The following is an 18,871-nucleotide window of genomic DNA, read 5'->3' as shown; positions in this document are numbered from 1 at the left end:
AGAAAATTCTAAAAAAGTTTTGGAGATGAAGCTCTTGCTCTTCCACTAGAGGCCCATTGTCTTAGAGATTCAAGTTGTTCTTTTGCAGTTCTAGAAAGAGGAACTAGTTGACTTGTAGCGAGAATTAAATCACCTTCAAGAAGTTCTCTTTTTTCTGCAAATGCAAAGTACATAGCCTCTATGACTGATTGTTCTAATTCTGCCCCAGAGAATCCCTCTGTTCTATCTAAAGCAGCATTTAAATCAATTTTTAAATTAGGTCTTCTTTTTTGAAGATGAAGTTCAAGAATGCTATGTCTTTCATTTCTAGAGGGTAACTCCAACATGAAAATTTCATCAAATCTTCCTTTCCTCAGTAGCTCCGCAGGAAGCTTATCTATTCCATTCGCAGTGGCTACAAGAAAAACTGATGAAGTTTTTTCTGACATCCACGTGAGAATATTTGCAAGCACTCTTTGACTTGTTCCTCCGTCACTTCTACCATCTCCTCCAAAAGCTTTGTCAATTTCGTCAATCCATAAAATGCAAGGGGCCATAGCTTCAGCTCTCTGAATAGTTTCTCTTGTGCGTGCTTCACTTGCTCCTACTAAGCCAGCAAATAATCTCCCTACATCAAGTCTTAACAATGGCATAGACCAGCTATTTGCAATTGCTTTTGCTATGAGAGTTTTTCCCGTTCCTTGAGGGCCAACTAATAAAACCCCTTTGGGTAAAGGCAATCCAAAATCTTTTGCCTCTTCGGAGAAGGCTTGTTTCCTTTGCTTCAACCAATCTTTCAATATTTGTAAACCACCAACATCGTTTGGTGACTTATTTGTTTTGCAATATTCCAGTACTTCGCTACGAGCAATAGATTGGCGTTTCTCTTCCAGTACTTCTATTAAATCTTCTTTACCAATTTTACCTCTTTGCGCAAGAGCTCTAGCGGCTACTTTACGGATCCTTGATTCACTAAGGCCACCACATGCATTTGTAAGTTCCTTTAGAACTTTTTCGTCTAATTGAGAATTACTAGCTTCAGCTATATTTGATAAGAGTGCCTTTATTTCATTATTATTGGGCAGAGGAAGATCAAGAATAGTTAGATCCTCTTCTAAATCATTTGAGGGGCTCCATAAGCCAGAACTGATAATTATTGAATGAGGCTTTGAGCGAAGATTAATAGTTAAATTTTTTAGCATCCTTAGAATGCTTGGATCTTCACAGAAATGATGAAAATCTTTTAAAAGAAGAATAGTTGGGGAACTTTCATCCAGTTTTTTAAGCCATTCAAGAATTGCCATTGGCTGCCTAGAGCCAACATTATTGGAATTAAGAACATTACTAATTCCATCTATGTAATTCCATATCGCAAGTCTTCTTGGAGCAAGCCTTTTAGTAGCGTTTTTTAAAAGGGTTTCAACCCTTTCTTCTTCATTAGTTCTTATCCAAATAATAGGAGTTCTCGCTCGAATTAGTAGATCAAGTTGTTCGTCCCAATTAGACATCAGTTATTGATTTGGTTCTATCTTAGGCTGAATTTAAATAATAAGTTCCTCATAAAATTATTTATTACTTTTTGGTTCAAAGGGTAATCTATCTGAATCACCTACTACTTCTGAGGCAACTGAAATAGAGGGTTTATCTTGCTGATTAAGTTGATCGTCTAGTATTTTTTGTAAATTGTCTGGTAATGCTTCTCTACTAAGCAGAAATGTTTGTAATCCTTGAAAAATATTTGCAATGACCATATAAAGCAATACACCAGCAGGCAAAGGAAAGAATAAAAACATTCCAGTAATCATTACCGGCGTGATTTTATTTGCAGTTGATTGTTGTTTGTTTACTGGCATTCCTCTTCCAGAGAGCACCTGAGAAATGACAAGTGTTAAGCCGAAACCTGCCACCAGAATGGCAATATCCCAATGAATTGCTCCGTCTACATAAAAACCAACATTCCCTAATGCTTTTATAAACAAGAAGCCGCTTTTAGCAGCTAAACCAGGGATCTTCGCTTCTACAGTCGCATCACCAGTATTAAGAGCATTTACAGTTCCATCAGAGGATACTTTTACAATGTCTTCTCCTTTAGTTACTTTCCAAGAAGGTGAAAACTTAGATCCATTTTCATATTTCTGTAATTCGTTGACATATGAATTTCCACTCAAAGTTTGCAAATTAATTTTAACGGAATCACCTGAGCCGATTTTTGTGCCGCCTGGAAGAGATGCGATAACAGGGAAATGATTTTTTTCAGTTATAAATATTGAATGTTTGGCTGTCTTGAAAGGTTTGGGCTCAACGGCTGCTATTTGGTCTGATGGCAGAACTTTAATATTGACAAGATAAGGTACATCAGCAAAAGGTGAACCTCGCAAAGTTGCAAATAGCGCAAATAAAATTGGCATTTGGACAAGAAGAGGAAGACACCCAGCTAATGGGCTGCCGAATTCACCCATTAATTTCCCTAATTCTTCCTGTTGTTTTTGAGGATTACTTGCGTAGCGGCTTTTGATCTCAGCCTGTCTTTTTTGCATTACAGGTTGAGCTATCTTCATTCTTCTTGCACTTCTAATTGAGCCCGCGCTAAGAGGGAAAAGTGCTAAGCGAATAACTATGGTTAATGCGACAATCGCTAGTCCATAACTTGGAACTAATCCGTAGAAAAAATCTAGGATCGGGATAAGTAGATTGTCGGAGATGTACCCGATCACGGTTTTAAGGTAGAAAGTTTGAGGTTGTTAGGCCAGTTTGCCTTAGAAGATGTGTTCTTGTCTCACATATATTTAATGGCTCATTAGTTTGAAAAACCCTGAACATCTTTATCGGGCATATTGGAAGCTGATTTTTCTATTTTTTCAAGAATGAAAGATTCTGTTTCTCGAAAGTTTGGAAGCGATCTCATTTCGAGTCGGGCACCATCTTTAAGGACTAGCACCATATCTCCATAAGATCCCAGACCTCTTGGTATAGACCTGATATCAGCAATTTGACTATACACAACTTGGGTCTTATCCCTCCCTAGCCAGCCACCAGTAACGGATATTCTACGAGTCGTTATTTTGTATCTAACCCACAAGGCTCTAACCAAGGCCCCGAAAGTAAAAGGTAAACCTATAAGTGTTATCCCAGCCATCAAATTTATTATTAGGTCACCGCGGGCAGGACCGCCTTCGTAAAAAATGTCTTCATTGGGGCTAATTGTCATTTTGTTATTCCAGCCTTGATTAGCAGTTTGTCACATTCTTTAAGCAGATTGCTCTCGGAATCTTTCATGCAAGAGGGCTTTAAGGAAATAAAAGCCCATAATTCTCTGTCAAAAACCATTTTAGAAAGTCTGTATGATAAATGTTGGTGGAATAACCGTCGAAGCTTATTTCTTATAACTGATTTTTTGCTTACTTTATTACTTATTGATATTGCACATTTTATCGTAGGCCTGATCTTTGAGTTGATTCCTTTGACTTGAAGCTTTGTATTTGCGTACGTAACTCTAAGAATCATTGAAGGACCGTAGAACCTCGAGCCTTCCTTATAGATGAAGTCAAAACATTTATGACCTTTGAGTCTCATATGTTTTGGCAAAACCATTAGAAGAAACTTTTGTTGTTAAGTATCTTTACTTGAAAGTCTTTTTTATACAGTTAAACGAGCCCTTCCACGTTTTCTACGAGTTCTTACTACTCTTCTCCCAGTATGAGATCTCATTCTCACTCTGAAACCAGAAACTCTTTTCCTTTTTCTACTAGTTCCTCCAAAAGTTCTTTTTGTCATTTTTATTTATTCTCGTATTGGATTAGATATGAAGGTTAATTTATCAGTTCACTGTACGTCTATGTTCCAAGTCCCTAAATATGTTGAGATAAGCATGTCTCCACCTTTTTGGGACAGCGCTTGAAATTGAAACATACCTCTTTTTCTAGGATTGAAGATTTTCATTACTACCGCGTAATTATCTTTATTATTTGGTATTGGTTTCTCTGGGAGGATTTCAATAATAGTTTGTTTATCATTAACTCTAATTAAAGAAGGGATGTTTTCTAGGCAACGAGTCCTTTCGGTATATCCGCCAACTTTTACTTTGCAGAGGTTTAATTTTTTTGTCTTGATTTTTGCTTCAAAGTAATCAGGCACTGCAATCGTCAGTTTTTCAATATCTTCTTTTCTTTCCTTACCTCTAAGGAAGAAGTAATAAGTCGATCTTTCATTTCTTTCAGAGGAGGATTGATAATATTTAAGTCTTTTATATCCAGGCTCAGGATCCCATTGGTATTCAAAGAACCCTGGGGATGCAAAAGATTGTGGAGCTAAAATGGAAGCCCCTGTTCCAAATAAAAAAGCTGAAAATCCAATAAAAAAACTTTTCTTAAAGGTTGATAATAATTTCTTCTTGAACATAACTTGAAGTTTTCAGAAATATTAATCACTTGAATATTTTCAAGTGTATTTGCATGAGCTTGAATGAATATAAGCTGTTATTGGAAAAAAATCTGGATTTAGCGGTCAGGACGTAAATTTTTTGCTTTACCAAGATAGGGATTTTTGGGCATTTGCTCGTTAGGTAAATAAACGTAAGCAAGTAGCCGAATACATTTAGATAGGTCGTCTTTCACAAACATCTGCTGACAGTCTAAAAGTGCGATTTTTTCCCAGCCTGTTTTTTTTCTAGCGATAGAAGCGGGGAAACAAGCATCCAAGTCTGAAGTTACGGAGAAAGTAACAGAAATAATTTGATCTGGGATCAAATTATTTCTAGAAACTAATTCAATTAGCAATTCCTCTACAGCCGAAGTAATTGAATCAACAGAATTATTTTCACAAGTCGTTGCTCCCCTCAATGCACACAGGCAAGTGAATTCATTTGAAAAATTCATGGCTTATATAGCCAAAGGATTTGTCCATTCCCCTCCAACTCTAGGTTTAATGCATTTAAAATATTTTGAATTAATTTCCCTCCAGGTAAAAAACCTAATAATTTCTTTTTGGTTTTGCCAAAGGTAATTGGTTTCGTTTTTTCATCTAGGTTCGCAATTTTTATAGCAAGTAATTTTGCATCATTTTCATCACCAATTTCATCCACTAGTCCAAATTCTTTGGCTTGCTCTCCAGTAAAAACTCTTCCATCGGCAAAACTCTTAACAACTTCTGGGGTTAAATTTCTTCCTTTTGAAACTGCCAAAACAAATTGTTCGTAACTGCTATCAATCAAAGATTGTAAGAGTGCTCTCTCTTCCGACGATAAAGAGCGATCGGGGGAAAGAATGTCTTTATAAATTCCACTTTTTACGGTCTCAAATTTAATACCAACCTTTTCTAATAACTTAGACAGGTTGTTACCTCTTAAAATCACACCAATAGAACCTGTTATTGTCCCTGGATTGGCAACAATTTTTTCAGCACCTACGCCTATATAGACCCCCCCTGAGGCTGAGATATTGCCAAAACTAGCGACAACATGACAACCTTTATCTCTTAGCCTTAAGAGAGCGCTGTGGATTTCTTGGCTATCACCAACTGTTCCCCCAGGGCTATCAATGCGAAGTAATAAGGCTGGAAACTCTCTTTCCTCAATTTGCTTTAATGCTTTTAGAACATTTTTTCGAGTTTCTGAATTGATAGGACCTTCAATACAGATTCGTGCCATCCTTTTTTTGGATTTTCGTCTCAAGGGCCAAATCATTCAAATTATGCATAACTTTATAGATCTTAAAAAGGAGATTGCTTTCTGACCTTATGTTTGTCATTTGGAATTGGTTTTTGATGATTTTGCCGTTCGCTCTTTGGGGTACATCAATGGCGGCTATGGCACCTTTGGTTAATGCAGCAGGACCTGAGATTGTAGCCTCACTAAGGCTTTTGCCTGCAGGTCTAGTAGTTTTAGCTTCAGTCCCTTTCTTGAAAAGGAGTTGGAATATTTCGAAAGATGACTTGGTGTGGTTTTTAGTATTTACTTTGATTGACGCAACTCTTTTTCAGATTTTTTTGGCTAAAGGTTTAATGGAAACGGGCGCAGGATTGGGATCTGTTCTTATCGATTCCCAACCTTTAATGGTTGCTTTGTTAGCAAGAATTTTGTTTGGGGATGCAATAAATCCAATTGGATGGCTTGGATTGGTGCTTGGCTTGGTTGGCATAATTTGTCTTGGAGTCCCTACTGAGTTGCTAGGGAATTGGTTTTTGCTGGGCAAATTTGAATCAGGAAGTAATTTTTTAAGCCATGGGGAAGTATGGATGATATGCGCAGCAACCTCGATGGCTTTAGGAACAGTGCTTATTCGATTTGCTTGCAGAAATAGTGATCCTGTTGCTGTAACAGGTTGGCACATGGTTTTAGGAAGTGTTCCTCTTCTCGTGTGGCATGTGTTTGATAAAAATTGGCCGTTAGTTCCAGAGTGGTCTCCTTTTGAATGGACTTTGATGTCTTATTCAAGTTTGTTTGGTAGTGCATTGGCCTATGGATTATTTTTTTGGTTTGCAAGCCGCAAAGAATTAACAAGCTTCAGTACCCTTGCCTTTTTAACACCTGTATTCGCCTTGATAACTGGCGGAATATGGTTGGGTGAGAGACTCTTCCTCCTTCAGTGGATTGGAGTGGTTTTGGTTTTAATTTCAGTACTATTTGTTAGTCAAAGGAGAAGATTTTGGGGAGATAAAAGCAATAATGAATTAATAAAAGAGGTTTAATTTAAGTGATTAATAAGCAATTAAAACTTATTCTTGTAAGCACACCTATTGGTTGTTTGGGCAGTGGAAAAGGAGGAGGAGTTGAAATTACTATTATTTCTCTCATAAAAGGCTTAATTTCATTAGGTCATAAAATTATTTTAATTGCACCAAAAGGATCAAAGTTACCTTTTGAAAGTGAATTGCTTGAAATAAGATTAATAGATGGAATTGATCAACCTAGTTGGCAACATCAGAAGGAAACAGATCCAATCTTAATTCCCTCTAATAGTGTTTTGCCAAGGTTATGGGAAGAAGCAATATATATAGCAAATGAATACGACGCTGTTATTAATTTTGCATATGATTGGCTTCCATTATGGTTAACAAAAACTCAAACAATTAAGATATTTCACTTAATTAGTATGGGCGCTGAATCACTAATAATGAAAGAAATTATTAGTGAGATAAGTGAATTATATCCATTTCAGTTGGCTTTTCATACTAAAAGACAATCTAAAGATTATTGTTTAAAAAATGATCCAATTATTGTTGGCAACGGTTTTGATATCGAAAATTATTTATTCAATGAAAATGAGAATGGACCATTAGGTTGGGCTGGAAGAATCGCGCCAGAAAAAGGTTTAGAAGATGCAGTAAAAGTTGCTAATTCTTTAGGAGAAAAATTATTAGTTTGGGGACTTATAGAAGATAAAGAATATGCATCAAAAATCGAAAATATTTATACAAAAGAAATTATTGAGTGGAAAGGATTTCTTCCAACGAATAAATTTCAGGAACAATTAGGACGATGTAGAGTGTTGATAAACACCCCTAAATGGAATGAAGCTTACGGTAACGTTATTGTTGAAGCGATGGCTTGTGGCGTCCCAGTAATCGCATATGATCTTGGAGGACCTGGGGAATTGATCGAAAATGGATTGAATGGTTTTTTGGTTAAGCCTAATGATATTGAAGGATTGATAAAAGCAACAAAATCAATCTCAGAAATCAAAAGAAAAAATTGTAGGGATTGGTTTGAAAAGAAAGCAACTAATAAAGTCTTTGCAGAACTAGTGGAGAATTGGCTTGATAAAGGCTTAAATAAACAAATCTCTGCAGACTTTCAAGATTAATTGAAAAGTTTAACTAACTCTTTTTACGCAAGTTTAAAACAAAGAAGACGTGGTCTTCTTTGTATTTTATTTATTGGATTAATAATTTTTGTTTGGCAATTAGGCACAACAGGTTTAGTGGATGAAACACCACCTTTGTTTGCTGCAGCTAGTAGAGCAATGGCAGAAACGGGGAATTGGTTCACTCCTCAAGTAAATGGATTACCTCGATTTGATAAGCCTCCTTTGGTTTATTGGTTGATGGGGCTGGGGTATTCAATCCCAGGGAACAACTCTTGGGATCCTTTAGGCACCTGGGCTGCCAGGCTTCCTTCTGCATTGTCAACAATTTTTTTAATGCTTGTTCTAGGGGACACAATGATGAAATATCCCCAAGAAGAAAATAATTTCAATAGAAGAATTGCAGTTGTTACTTCTCTAGTATTTGCATTGTCGCCTTTGGTAATAATTTGGGGAAGGATTGCTGTAAGTGACGCACTTCTTTGTAGCACTCTAGGAAGTTGCTTGCTTTTTCAATGGAGAAGATTCGCTAATCCAAAAGGAGAAGTTTGGTGGTTGTCTTGGATTTTTTTATCATTAGCAGTTTTAACTAAAGGTCCTGTCGCGTTAGTTTTATCAGGATTAACAATTTTATTTTTTGGCTTATTTCAAAATAATTTTATTGGAATTTTAAAAATATTGAGGCTACTTCCAGGATTTTTTCTTGTTTTTGTTATTAGTTTTCCTTGGTACTTAATTGAATTATTAATAGAGGGAAAGCCCTTCCTAGATAGTTTTTTTGGATACCATAACCTTCAAAGATTTACCTCGGTAGTAAATTCTCATGGTGAACCTTGGTGGTTTTTTTTAATAGTGTTATGTATAGCCTCTTTACCTTTTACGCCATTTTTATTAATAAGTATTTGGAAGAATTTTTGCAATATATCTAAATGGCCTAGAAGGCTTATTAAAAAACCAGAGGAATCATTATTTGAGTTCTCATTTTTTTGGTTAGTTGCTGTATTTGTCTTCTTTACTATTTCAGCTACAAAACTTCCGAGTTATTGGCTTCCTGCTACTCCTGCAGCCTCACTTTTAATATCACTTTCCTTAACCAATAATATAAAAGAGGAATTTTTAAAATCTCTGGCTTGGAAATTTACAATATTCTTATCAATACTCTTTTCCATATTTCTCTTCTCTTCAAAGCTATGGATTCAGTTTCTTAATGATCCTGAGATTCCCAATTTTGTAGAAGAATTAACCAAAAGCTTTTTAATTGAAAAAGCCGGATTTATTTTTCTTTTAATTGCTGCGCTAGGAATCATATTTTCCTCTAAAAAAATATATGGCAAACTATTGATTTTGCAAATCCCTATAGTTTTATCCCATTTTTTGGTCGTATTACCAACTTTTGATTTAGCAGATAGGTTGAGACAACTCCCCTTAAGGCAAGCCTCAGAATCACTTTTAAATTCTCGAAGCAAAAACGAACCTTTAGTAATGGTAGGAGCTATGAAACCATCAATTCATTTTTATACCAATCAGGTCATTATTTTTGAAGGTAGATCTGAAAATGCTTTTGTAAATATTTCAGATCGACTAAATAATGAGAAAAGAAGAGGCTGGAAAGGAAGGCCAATATATGGATCCAATGGCTCAGAAACTACTCTTTTAGTAATTGATAAAAGATCAGCGGAAAAAACTTATTGGCAAGGACTTAATCCAAAAGTCATAGGTAATTTTGGTGTTTATAGCGTTTGGAGACTTGATAGAGAAATTCTTGAAAGACGAGCTAAAACTTTGAAAAAAGAGGGTGTTATTTCTACTTGGAAAAATCCTAGACCTGAAAGATTTTAAAAAAACATCCAATATTTATTGAATCGAATTTATTAAATCTTGTTTACTACATTTTTCGGGGATGATAACAATGCCTAGATCATCCTGAAGTCTCTCTAAATCAATTACCGAGTCTTCAGTTATTGAGCTTATTACATCCTCAAGACTTGCGCCCATATCATTTGCCATCTCTATCAGCATTCGCAAAGTCTCATCTTTTAAAGAAAGATTTACGTTTATAGAAACGTTTTGACCCGAGCAGTTGTTTGAGTTCATAAAGAAAACATTAAGATATTATCGGGCTGTTTGGGTGTATTTCTTAAATAGCTTCAGAAAATGACTTTTTTAGGGATATTTATAATTTATCTTTTCAGAATTTTTACTTTTATTAAAAATCGACAAAAAAAATCTTCCTAAGTAAGGACTTAGGAAGATCTAGAAGTTTTTGTTTAAGGCTTAAAACATCTCGCCTTTTAGCTTCTCAGCCCATCCTGAAAGCCTTTCATCAGTCATGTCTGATTCACTGTCTTCATCAAGAGGTAATCCGCAGAATTCTTCTCCAACAACACTTTTTGACTCGTCAAAGGTGTAATCACCTTTAGAAGTGTAACCAACCATTGAAGCACCTGCTTGCTTGAAGTACCTATGAAGTTCTTCCATTGCATCGCAATAGTTTTCGGTGTAAGTAGAAGAATCACCTAAACCAAAAATCGCAACTTTCTTGCCACTAAGACTTAGTTCTCCAATGTCTTCAAGGATTGAGTCCCAGGCAGTTCCTGATCTCTCAGAGTCTGCACCAGTATTCCATGTAGGGATTCCACAAATAACCCCATCATGTCCGGCTAGTTCACTAAGGTCATCGACGTCTGAAATATCCTTTGGAGCTTCAGCAGAGTCAAGTAAGCCGTGCAGCCTTTCCGCTATATCTTCGGTTTTACCTGTTGTTGTAGCGAAGTAGATTCCTACAGTCATGGAGCAATTTAAAATCAAGTATATTTTAAAGCAGCTTTGCACATTTAGAGTGAATTTGGTTTTTTTTAAATTTTCTTGTCCATTGAATATTGATTTTTGATACATGAAAAAGTCAATATTCGTTTTCCTATCTACTAGGAAACTCATTTTCCATTTTGCTTTACATGATCATCTTCATTCTTAAACTAAGTGATGCAAAGGGTTTGAAGAGAAAATGATTGGAAATTTTTCAGAAAAAAATTAAAATGCTAGATATTTTTAATAAAATAGATTCAAAATTTTCAAAAATTACCCAAAATCTCATTTACAAAAGATCTTTATCTGAAAACATTTGTGGTCAAGAAAATTATTCTCTTAAAAAAAGTCAAACTCCAAATTATAGAGTTTGACTTTAGGATGAATTGAATTGGTTTAGATTAAATTATTTTTGCTAATTGTTTATTTCTTAGTTTTAAGTTGAATCAATTTATAAGCTTGGTCCCATCATTCCAAATCCACTTTGTAGTCCAAAGGAAATTATTACAAAAGTACTTATAGCTAAACCAATCAAAATAGAGGTGTAAAGCCTGTTAACTCCATAGCCAGCTTCAACAGGATTGAAATCAGCAACTACAAAAGATTTTTTGCTGTACTTCCCTCTATCGCTAAGACCGATAGCACCCAGTGCTGAATTAGGTGTGAGTGTCCCACCTTCATCATCAATGAACCATGGTTTGTTGGAGCCGTTCGCATTAGTTCCTGACTGAGCAGAACCTACTGGAGAAGTACTATTAATTCGACTGGAATCTTCTTTGAAAAATGTTGGAAACATATAGGTATGCCATAGGCCAATAACTCCGGCCCAAGCAATCATGCTGACCCCAGCAAGTCCAAAAAGGATTTCTTTGAAACCAAATTCCATAAATAAAAACCAATAATTTATAGGCCTGCCATAAGGCAATAAAACTACCTTATCAGAAGTAAAGCTAGAGGTATAAAGGAGTCTTTAAAGCTTCTGAAATTGGATTAATTTGTTACAGAATCCTTAGGGTCTTCTTCTTGATCAGCCTTTTTGGCTCTCATATGCCAGGATTTGTGACATAAATATCCTAGATGGATGAACACACTTAAATTATTGCTGGTTCTTTCTCCAGTTATTTTTACTCTTGCCTTTGCTGATTATTGGTTACGTAGATGGGGAGTATTTGTCTGGGATAATGGCCCTACTATTAAAAACGAACAAGTTTGGGAAGACACTGCAATTGTTGCTGATAAAGGAAGACCAGCAGGTGGCTACCCAGTTTTCACTGTTAGGACTTTGGCAGTGAATGCATTGGGTATTCCAACAGTGTTTTTCCTTGGAGCAATATTTGCAATGCAATTTATTCGCCGTGGTGTAATAAACGCTTAAATAAAAAAATAAAAATAGAAAAAGGCTTATCAGCAGGTAAGCCTTTTTTTATTGATTAAAAAGATAATTAAAATTTCTATTTAATATTTTTAAATTATATATTTCTTTAATCAAAAATAACCAAGACGACTTATAATCTTTTCAAAACGGAAGTTTGTTATGGAAAGTCAAGAATCAAATTTGAATGAAAATAATAGCTCTACGGCTGTTTTAGAAAATACTGAAAACGAAATCGTTTCTTCCGTTGATCAATCCAACGTCATTAATACAAAAGTTGTATTCCCAACAGATCAAAATCTGATTTCAGAGATTATCGAGGATGCTTTCCCAAAAGATAAAGCAAATAAGCAATTAGGAATTCCTCAATCAGATACTTTTGCATTTGCTAGTCGTATATTTTTCTTGTGGGTTTGGCCAATAGTCCTGCATAACAAAGTTAGAAATTTAATAAATAATATGAATTTTGCTCAGCCTTACTCTAGCCCAGGAGAAAATTCATACACCGTAAGTGATACTGAAACCGTCTACACAATGACTAAAGACGCATTTGCAGGGAAAGGTGGAATGAAATTTATGGGAATTAGATTTATGTCTATTTGGGTTTTTCCTGTTGCAATAACAGGTGCTGTTATGGAATTTCTATTTGTAGGACCACTTAAAGGAACTAATCCTTTTGGTTGATTACTAACTAAACTAATTTATTCGCAAAAGGTTGATTAATTATATTTTTAAACGTTTCTAAAAGGAAAAAACGGAGTAACTTTTTTTGTTGGATTGCTGCTTGCAATAGCTTTACCTCTAATGTACATGAATAAACCAAGTGTGATTATCATTACGGGAGGATGCAAAGCTAAAGATTTCCCAATAATTTGTAGTTCTTCTACAGGCATTTAATTAGTTCAATTCTTAAGTAACTATAGCTTCTATAGGAGCTATAGAAAAATAATTTAATATATATAAAAGAATCTCAGCCGTGTTTATTTTTTTCTATATGTAATTTTTAAAATTAAAATTGAAAAATTAAAAATAAAAGTAATAATATTAGCAATTATGATAGGAAAAGAATTAATTTTTAAGCCGTAAATAATCCAACAAAAAAGGCCTGTTATAAAAAGAATTAACATAATTAATGAAACATCATCAGCTGATTTTGTTTGCCATGTTTTATACAATTGAGGTAAAAAAGCAATGGTAGTGAGTAAAGCCGCTAAAAAACCAAATAAATCTATATAATTAAAGTCACTCATTCTTTTATAGGTGTGGATTTAGATCAAAACTATATAGTAATGAAAAAGGTCTCATATTGTTTTACCTTACATTAGTACTATTACTATCAAAATTAAATGGGCGATCAGTCTGATTTTAATGACGAGCTTTTAAAGGATAAATTGGAAACTTTATTAGATGAAGATAATGAGATTAAAAAATGGAATGAAGGCCTATTAATAAAATCACTTATCCTTTTGCCAGTAATAATTTTTATAGTGGGTTTATTTATTGTGAATAGACCAGAAAAATTAACGGATATATTATTTATACTTCTATACCCTGTAGCCCTAATATTGATAGGGTTGATACTTCAATTTGCTATGAGAAGCAAATTGAATTAGAAGATAACAATAGAATCTTTTTGCCTTAAATCTTGGTTTTTATGTAGCCAATAAGGTAGTGCCACTGTAAGCTATTGGTAATTAAACATTAATATCCAATGGCAGGCGGACCATTATTACAACTTTGGGAAAACCTACTACCATTTGCTAAAGATTTAAGAATTCGCTTTGCAATAGCAATGCTAGGTAATGTTTTAGCAATATTATTTATTTTCTCACTATGTAAAATGTTCATTCCAGGATTGGAAGAACAACTATTCAATTGATTTTCTAGCCCAGAATTGATACATTTCTCTAAAAGAATTAGGATTTAATTTTTCAAATTTATCCCATAATTCTAAATCTTTTAAAGAATTTGTATTTTTAGTCTTTTTCTGAAATTGATCTTTTATATCTTTCGAAAGAGTAAAACCTAGGAATTCCAGATTAGATACTTTTAACATCTCTTTGATTTCAATTAATGAGTAACAGTTTTCGTGACTGTGAAAGCAGAGATCTCTACACATTGAGGTTGAGTAGAAATCTGACCAATTAGTTATTTCATTTAACTGTTTTATTTCTCCATTAAGAACGTCATTTCTGAATCTTCTTATTCCATCAACGTTTGGTTTAATATTTTTTTCTTTGATTAGATTTCTCGCTTTTTGTATTCCTTCTCTTGCATGCTTGCTATAAAAACCTAACTTTAAAAACCCTTTTGGTTCTAATACATTAAATAGATTTGATAATCCCTTAGTAGGATCATTCATATGATGGAGAACACCTGAGCATTCTATTAAATCAAATCTTTTATTTAGTGCTTTCAATTCAAGTAAATCCATTTCTATAAAATCTACATTTTTTAATCCATATTCATCGACCTTCCTCTTTGCATATGAGATACTTGAATTGCTTAAATCGATTGCTGTTATTTCACAATTACTATATCGAGATGCTTCAATTATTTGAATCCCAGTTCCGCACCCTGCTATAAGTATATTTATTTTTTTATTTTCAAATTGACCTGCATTATATTTAATTTGATATGGATAGATTTCAGAATTAATAACTGAAAAAAAGTTTAATTTATTTTCTTTAGCATATGAATTATATCTCCATCTAGGATATGGATTTAATTCATACTGATTCTTTACTTCTTTAGATATTGAATCTTTTATCTTTCCTATCTTTTTGATTCCTTTTGATATATTTTTTTCATCATTTAACTCTTTGTATTGTAAATTCAGTAAATTATTGAATTCTTTGTTGTTTGATACATAGGTATTTAAATCGATTGTTTTATTATTTATTGATGATAGAGATTGATAACAAGATATTAAGGCTAATTTGTAGTCATTATTTTTATTTCTGATCGTTTTTTTAAGTTCTATTAGTTTATCTTTTTCTTCTTTAGATACGTAATATACATACTCATTTAAGAAGCATTGTGATCCAAGAGCTATTGTAAATTCAAGAATAGTATTACTTACTTTATCTTTGTCTGAATAGCTTAGAAGAATATTTTTTCGTATATTTCCTAAAACTTTTTCCCATAACGGAGAGCAAAATATTAGTAACGAAAGTGCTTTTACTAACTCCTTGTCCGTACTAAGAATCTTGAATTCATTACTGTCGTACAAATCGGATTCTAAAGTATATAATTTTTCTAATATTTCTTTGGAGATTAGGCTATTAATATTCCCGAATAGCTCTCGATGAGAAATATCTTTTCTATTTAATATACTTTTAAGTAATTCTCTATTATCTTTCTCCGATGTATTTAATAATTCTCCTTTTTTAATTAATTCACTTATAAGTTGATAACTTAATTCACTATTTTTGTTCAATAAAATTTCTTTTTTTGTAAGTGAGAGTGATTTTTTATAATCACCAATTTGGTTATATATGCTAGCTAGATTTAAATAACATTTTTCTAGTTTATTATCTATCTCTATTGCTTTCTCTGTATGTAATATTGCCTTTTCTATTTCTTTTTTCTCTTTGTAGCAAGCGCCTAGATTTAAATGAGCTATGGCAGATTTATTATTGATTTCTAAAGCTTTTAAATAATATTCTTCTGCCTCATCATATTTATTAGAATCTTTATTTAGCAATCCTAGATTTATGTAAGCATCAAAGTAATTATTATCTAGTTCGATTGCTTGTTGAAGTGATAATTGAGCGTCATCATATTTATTTAAACCTTTCAGAATTAATCCTCTAATACAATAGCTATTTGGAAGACTTGGCTTTAATTTAATTGCTTCTTCAATTATTATTGCAGCTTTTTCTAAATTATTTAATTTATAATATAAAAAAGATAAATTTAATTTTGTGTAAATATGATTTGGATAACTTTTGGCACATTTTTTATATAGTTTTATAGCTTTATCATTTTCTCCTTTTTCTTCACATATGAGTGCGTAATTTGAAATTATATCTGCATCAGAATACCCATTTTTTAAAAAAGTTATGTAACCTTTTTCAGCTTCATCTAAATTACCTTTAATATGATTATTGATTGATTTTGCCTTCAGGTCCTTTTCTGAAAGCTTTTGGAGTTTTTTAGAAGAGCCACTTTTCTCTTCTTTCTTTATACCGAAACCACTCAATGACTTTTATTTAATTAATAGCATTATACTAAAACCCGAAAATCTTATTATTTAAGCTTAATATATCTATAGTTTCCAATCCAAAGTTACTAACGCTTGATTTATAAATTATAGAGTAAATACTATTTGATTAACTCTTTTTACCTCCAATATGCCCTAATTTTTTATATAATGAATTAATGTAATTTTAGGATAAAAATGCCTTTAAAGTTAGGCGATCAAATACCTGATTTCTCACTCTCTGATCAGTTAGGAGTTGCTAGGACGAATAAGCAAGCTAAAGGTAGGCCACTAGTTCTATTTTTTTATCCGAAAGATGATACCCCTGGTTGCACAGCTGAAAATTGCGGCTTTAGAGATAAATATGATCTTTTTAAACTATTTGGTGCTGAGGTTTGGGGGGTGAGTGGTGATGATGAAGCTAGCCACAGATCTTTTGCTGACAAAAATAAGCTTCCATTTCCTTTACTATGTGATACAGATAATTCTTTGAGAAGAGCTTTTGGTGTCCCTAAAGTTCTTGGTTTGCTTGATGGCCGTGTGACTTATATTGTTGACGCTAGAGGTGTTATTAGGCATATTTTCAACGACCTTTTAAATGGTCCTGCTCATGTAAATGAAGCATTAAGAGTATTAGGTGAAATTAGAAATTGATTATTCCTGGTTATTATTTAATGATTTTTTTCTAAACCTGTTATATAAGAAATACTAAAGATATTAATTTTCTGCTAATTTCTTATGCTTGTAGTTTTTCTACAACTGTTTCAGAAGAAACCTTTGCAACATCATTCAGACCGTTTGCATCAAACCAAGGGGCTGTGGCCCAATCGAATCCTTTACCGAAAGTATTGTCTGGAGAAACTATATACCAATGGCATGCAGTGTCGGGTACATCCACAGCACATTTTGACCAGTTATCACTCCACTGAGGCACTTGAACCCAAAGTAAAGTTGAGAAGAAAAGAGAAAATATAGAAGTGAACATTTCTTTAGATTTACTTTATTCTAGTGCTTTTTGTCCTTGAATGAGGATTTGAAAATTCCTTTTCTGCTAGATAATCAAATGTTAAATATAAGTTAATCTAATTAATCTTTCTGTCATTTCTTAAGTACCTCAGGCATAAAATTTCTTGTCTCTTTTCATTTTCTCCGGAATTTACAATCCATTCTTTAAATTCTTGATAAAGAACGGATCTATCTATTCTATCTAATTCAGTCATCCTAATTAATGTACAGCTAAGTGTGACTGAAATTATTTCTTCAATAGAAGGATTATTATTCAATTTTAGTTTAGATGTATTTTAGAAATTTTAATTAAAAATTCTCTCTAACGAGTCTTTTTGACCATAATTTTATATTCAATTTATCAATCGAATATAATTATAGAAAAAACTAAGGTATTTTTATAAATATTATTTCAAACTAGTTATTATTTGTTTATCGTGTTTTTCTAAATCTATTTTTAAATGGAAAGAGAAAGTAAAGATAAATATATCCTTATTTGGATTGAGGAGATTTGGGAAGAAATAGAGGTTCAAATTTATGGAATAATAGGTGCAATATTCTTCTTTGGTGCAATTTATTTTATTTTTCAACCTCATTGGATGAGATCAGTTTTTGATCTTTTTCGAAAATTAAATTATCTGTAGTATTAATTCTATATTAATAGATAATTTAATTCCAATTAATTTCTATATTTAATTATTAGTGTTCTAAACTTTTTTCTTTAGCGACTAATTCTATAAATTTCCATACAAGAGCGTGTTTATAGTCATCCTTATTAGGACAAGCCGATACTACTTCTTGCCATGAGAATTCATCTTGATCTTTATTGTCTTTTAGTGGTGATCCAAAATCTCTTGCAAGATTAGAAAGAAAAGAGTATCCGAGTCTTTCTGAAGTGTATTGGATTATTTCATCTGAGTAACTCATGTAGAGCAAGAGAGTGTCTGCTTGATAGTTATGTCTTGTGCATGCACCATCAGAACAACCACTACTAGCAATCTCTAAACATGCTTTATGGTCGTAGGTTTTTTTGATTAACTCAACTAATGCTCCCATTTGATTCTTTCAACACCACTTTTGTTATAGCTAAAAAAAATTAATTACGTTTATTATCAAATAAACAAAAATAAATTAGAAAATAAGTAAATATTATTTTTTTTGGTTTGCGATTAGGCAAATTTACTACTTATTTTTTTTAACATTATAAATATTTTAGTCAACAAATCTTGAGTATAAAAATCTAAAAAATGCTCCTATAAATGGAATATTACCAAATGTTCCTGAACAAAAATCAAAATAATCTCTATGTTCTTTTACTTTCCCTTCTTCATCAAATATTAATCTTGTTGTCCCATCGTATATAAATTCTATACCTTTTATTTTTAAACCCATTGTCCACTCAACAAAAGCAATATTATTATTTATAGCAATTGAATGTGATTTTAAATAAATATCATCACATCTTTTGATTAATCCATCTTGAGCTTTGATATATGCATCAATTCCATTTTTTTCTTGAGTAGGATCGATGAATTTAACTTGTTGATTGTACAAAGATTCCCATTCTTCCTTTGATGGAGCTTTCTCTCCATAAGATAAGTTAAAGAATTTTTTTAATTCTTTCTCTTTGATGAGCATTGAATTTAGCGTTAATCGTTAATAATTACAATTTAGATTATTTAAATAAACATCGCGTTTAAACTATGT

26 protein-coding genes are annotated in these 18,871 nt (G+C 32.9%); 8 read left to right on the top strand and 18 right to left on the bottom strand.

The window, feature by feature from the left end:
* Window positions 1-8: 8 nt before the first annotated feature.
* From O5637_RS04555 to sppA, 8 genes are all read right to left on the bottom strand, one after another.
* Window positions 9-1,487 (bottom strand): AAA family ATPase, encoded by a 1,479-nt coding sequence (locus O5637_RS04555; protein ID WP_269606472.1) that lies wholly within the window; start codon window positions 1,485-1,487, stop codon window positions 9-11.
* A gap of 57 nt (window positions 1,488-1,544) precedes the next feature.
* The gene (yidC, locus tag O5637_RS04550; protein WP_269606470.1) at window positions 1,545-2,693 is read right to left on the bottom strand and encodes a membrane protein insertase YidC; all 1,149 of its coding nucleotides are present in this window, start codon (window positions 2,691-2,693) and stop codon (window positions 1,545-1,547) included.
* 83 nt (window positions 2,694-2,776) lie between these two features.
* Window positions 2,777-3,187 carry a PH domain-containing protein gene (locus tag O5637_RS04545; RefSeq protein WP_269606469.1) on the bottom strand — a complete coding sequence of 137 codons (411 nt, stop codon included), beginning with the start codon at window positions 3,185-3,187 and terminating at the stop codon, window positions 2,777-2,779.
* Window positions 3,184-3,570, bottom strand: a complete 387-nt coding sequence (locus O5637_RS04540; RefSeq protein ID WP_269606467.1) for a ribonuclease P protein component — start codon at window positions 3,568-3,570, stop codon at window positions 3,184-3,186. The genes O5637_RS04545 and O5637_RS04540 overlap by 4 nt, the downstream gene beginning before the upstream one ends.
* 45 nt (window positions 3,571-3,615) lie before the next feature.
* The gene (gene rpmH, locus O5637_RS04535) at window positions 3,616-3,753 is read right to left on the bottom strand and encodes a 50S ribosomal protein L34 (RefSeq protein WP_269606465.1); all 138 of its coding nucleotides are present in this window, start codon (window positions 3,751-3,753) and stop codon (window positions 3,616-3,618) included.
* Window positions 3,754-3,801: 48 nt separating this feature from the next.
* Window positions 3,802-4,377 carry a DUF2808 domain-containing protein gene (locus tag O5637_RS04530; protein WP_269606463.1) on the bottom strand — a complete coding sequence of 192 codons (576 nt, stop codon included), beginning with the start codon at window positions 4,375-4,377 and terminating at the stop codon, window positions 3,802-3,804.
* A gap of 98 nt (window positions 4,378-4,475) precedes the next feature.
* The gene (gene aroH, locus O5637_RS04525; protein WP_269606461.1) at window positions 4,476-4,853 is read right to left on the bottom strand and encodes a chorismate mutase; all 378 of its coding nucleotides are present in this window, start codon (window positions 4,851-4,853) and stop codon (window positions 4,476-4,478) included.
* Entirely contained in the window at window positions 4,850-5,659 is an 810-nt protein-coding gene (sppA, locus tag O5637_RS04520; protein ID WP_269606459.1) for a signal peptide peptidase SppA, read from the bottom strand. The genes aroH and sppA overlap by 4 nt, the downstream gene beginning before the upstream one ends.
* A 53-nt stretch (window positions 5,660-5,712) precedes the next feature.
* Here sppA and O5637_RS04515 point away from each other — a divergent pair, with 53 nt between their 5' ends.
* The 3 genes from O5637_RS04515 to O5637_RS04505 are packed head-to-tail and all read left to right on the top strand — an operon-like array spanning window position 5,713 to window position 9,617.
* Window positions 5,713-6,663, top strand: a complete 951-nt coding sequence (locus tag O5637_RS04515; RefSeq protein WP_269606910.1) for a DMT family transporter — start codon at window positions 5,713-5,715, stop codon at window positions 6,661-6,663.
* Window positions 6,664-6,668: 5 nt separating this feature from the next.
* Window positions 6,669-7,778: a glycosyltransferase family 4 protein gene (locus tag O5637_RS04510; RefSeq protein ID WP_269606457.1), complete on the top strand. Its 1,110-nt coding sequence runs from the start codon at window positions 6,669-6,671 to the stop codon at window positions 7,776-7,778.
* Entirely contained in the window at window positions 7,779-9,617 is a 1,839-nt protein-coding gene (locus O5637_RS04505) for an ArnT family glycosyltransferase (protein WP_269606455.1), read from the top strand.
* 15 nt (window positions 9,618-9,632) lie between these two features.
* Here O5637_RS04505 and O5637_RS04500 read toward each other — a convergent pair whose 3' ends face one another.
* From O5637_RS04500 to O5637_RS04490, 3 genes are all read right to left on the bottom strand, one after another.
* The gene (locus tag O5637_RS04500) at window positions 9,633-9,872 is read right to left on the bottom strand and encodes a CopG family transcriptional regulator (protein ID WP_269606453.1); all 240 of its coding nucleotides are present in this window, start codon (window positions 9,870-9,872) and stop codon (window positions 9,633-9,635) included.
* A 180-nt stretch (window positions 9,873-10,052) separates the two neighbouring features.
* Window positions 10,053-10,568: a flavodoxin FldA gene (fldA, locus tag O5637_RS04495; protein WP_269606452.1), complete on the bottom strand. Its 516-nt coding sequence runs from the start codon at window positions 10,566-10,568 to the stop codon at window positions 10,053-10,055.
* A 466-nt stretch (window positions 10,569-11,034) separates the two neighbouring features.
* Window positions 11,035-11,469: a hypothetical protein gene (locus O5637_RS04490; protein WP_269606450.1), complete on the bottom strand. Its 435-nt coding sequence runs from the start codon at window positions 11,467-11,469 to the stop codon at window positions 11,035-11,037.
* 195 nt (window positions 11,470-11,664) lie between these two features.
* Here O5637_RS04490 and psbF point away from each other — a divergent pair, with 195 nt between their 5' ends.
* Together psbF and O5637_RS04480 are read left to right on the top strand one after the other, a co-directional pair.
* On the top strand, window positions 11,665-11,958 hold the full coding sequence (psbF, locus tag O5637_RS04485) for a cytochrome b559 subunit beta, long form (protein WP_269606448.1): 294 nt from the start codon (window positions 11,665-11,667) through the stop codon (window positions 11,956-11,958).
* A 159-nt stretch (window positions 11,959-12,117) separates the two neighbouring features.
* A complete protein-coding gene (locus O5637_RS04480) occupies window positions 12,118-12,639 on the top strand; it encodes a hypothetical protein (RefSeq protein ID WP_269606447.1) in 522 nt (173 codons plus the stop codon).
* A gap of 47 nt (window positions 12,640-12,686) precedes the next feature.
* Here the strand turns inward: O5637_RS04480 and O5637_RS04475 are convergent, their stop codons facing one another.
* Together O5637_RS04475 and O5637_RS04470 are read right to left on the bottom strand one after the other, a co-directional pair.
* Entirely contained in the window at window positions 12,687-12,848 is a 162-nt protein-coding gene (locus O5637_RS04475; protein WP_269606445.1) for a hypothetical protein, read from the bottom strand.
* Between the two features lie 87 nt (window positions 12,849-12,935).
* Entirely contained in the window at window positions 12,936-13,205 is a 270-nt protein-coding gene (locus O5637_RS04470) for a SemiSWEET family sugar transporter (protein WP_269606444.1), read from the bottom strand.
* 461 nt (window positions 13,206-13,666) lie between these two features.
* Between O5637_RS04470 and O5637_RS04465 the strand changes: the two genes are divergently transcribed.
* Window positions 13,667-13,834, top strand: a complete 168-nt coding sequence (locus tag O5637_RS04465; protein WP_269606442.1) for a hypothetical protein — start codon at window positions 13,667-13,669, stop codon at window positions 13,832-13,834.
* Here the strand turns inward: O5637_RS04465 and O5637_RS04460 are convergent.
* Window positions 13,823-16,159 carry a class I SAM-dependent methyltransferase gene (locus tag O5637_RS04460; protein ID WP_269606440.1) on the bottom strand — a complete coding sequence of 779 codons (2,337 nt, stop codon included), beginning with the start codon at window positions 16,157-16,159 and terminating at the stop codon, window positions 13,823-13,825. The two genes, O5637_RS04465 and O5637_RS04460, sit on opposite strands and share 12 nt — an antisense overlap.
* A gap of 198 nt (window positions 16,160-16,357) precedes the next feature.
* On the opposite strand from O5637_RS04460, the gene O5637_RS04455 reads away from it, so the two are divergent.
* Window positions 16,358-16,813: a peroxiredoxin gene (locus O5637_RS04455; protein WP_269606438.1), complete on the top strand. Its 456-nt coding sequence runs from the start codon at window positions 16,358-16,360 to the stop codon at window positions 16,811-16,813.
* Between the two features lie 82 nt (window positions 16,814-16,895).
* On the opposite strand, the gene O5637_RS04450 is transcribed toward O5637_RS04455, so the two are convergent.
* Both O5637_RS04450 and O5637_RS04445 read right to left on the bottom strand, forming a co-directional pair.
* Window positions 16,896-17,144, bottom strand: coding sequence for a hypothetical protein (locus O5637_RS04450; RefSeq protein WP_269606437.1), 249 nt, complete (start codon window positions 17,142-17,144; stop codon window positions 16,896-16,898).
* 97 nt (window positions 17,145-17,241) lie between these two features.
* A complete protein-coding gene (locus tag O5637_RS04445) occupies window positions 17,242-17,442 on the bottom strand; it encodes a hypothetical protein (RefSeq protein WP_269606436.1) in 201 nt (66 codons plus the stop codon).
* A 183-nt stretch (window positions 17,443-17,625) separates the two neighbouring features.
* Between O5637_RS04445 and O5637_RS04440 the strand changes: the two genes are divergently transcribed.
* The gene (locus O5637_RS04440) at window positions 17,626-17,808 is read left to right on the top strand and encodes a hypothetical protein (RefSeq protein WP_269606435.1); all 183 of its coding nucleotides are present in this window, start codon (window positions 17,626-17,628) and stop codon (window positions 17,806-17,808) included.
* A 55-nt stretch (window positions 17,809-17,863) separates the two neighbouring features.
* Here the strand turns inward: O5637_RS04440 and O5637_RS04435 are convergent, their stop codons facing one another.
* Entirely contained in the window at window positions 17,864-18,220 is a 357-nt protein-coding gene (locus O5637_RS04435) for a hypothetical protein (protein WP_269606434.1), read from the bottom strand.
* 156 nt (window positions 18,221-18,376) lie between these two features.
* Window positions 18,377-18,802, bottom strand: a complete 426-nt coding sequence (locus tag O5637_RS04430) for a nuclear transport factor 2 family protein (protein ID WP_269606432.1) — start codon at window positions 18,800-18,802, stop codon at window positions 18,377-18,379.
* Between the last annotated feature and the right edge of the window lie 69 nt (window positions 18,803-18,871).

Source organism: Prochlorococcus marinus str. MIT 0917 (assembly GCF_027359575.1).
Taxonomy (GTDB): Bacteria; Cyanobacteriota; Cyanobacteriia; order PCC-6307; family Cyanobiaceae; genus Prochlorococcus_B; species Prochlorococcus_B marinus_D.
This window is presented reverse-complemented; position numbering and strand designations above follow the sequence as displayed.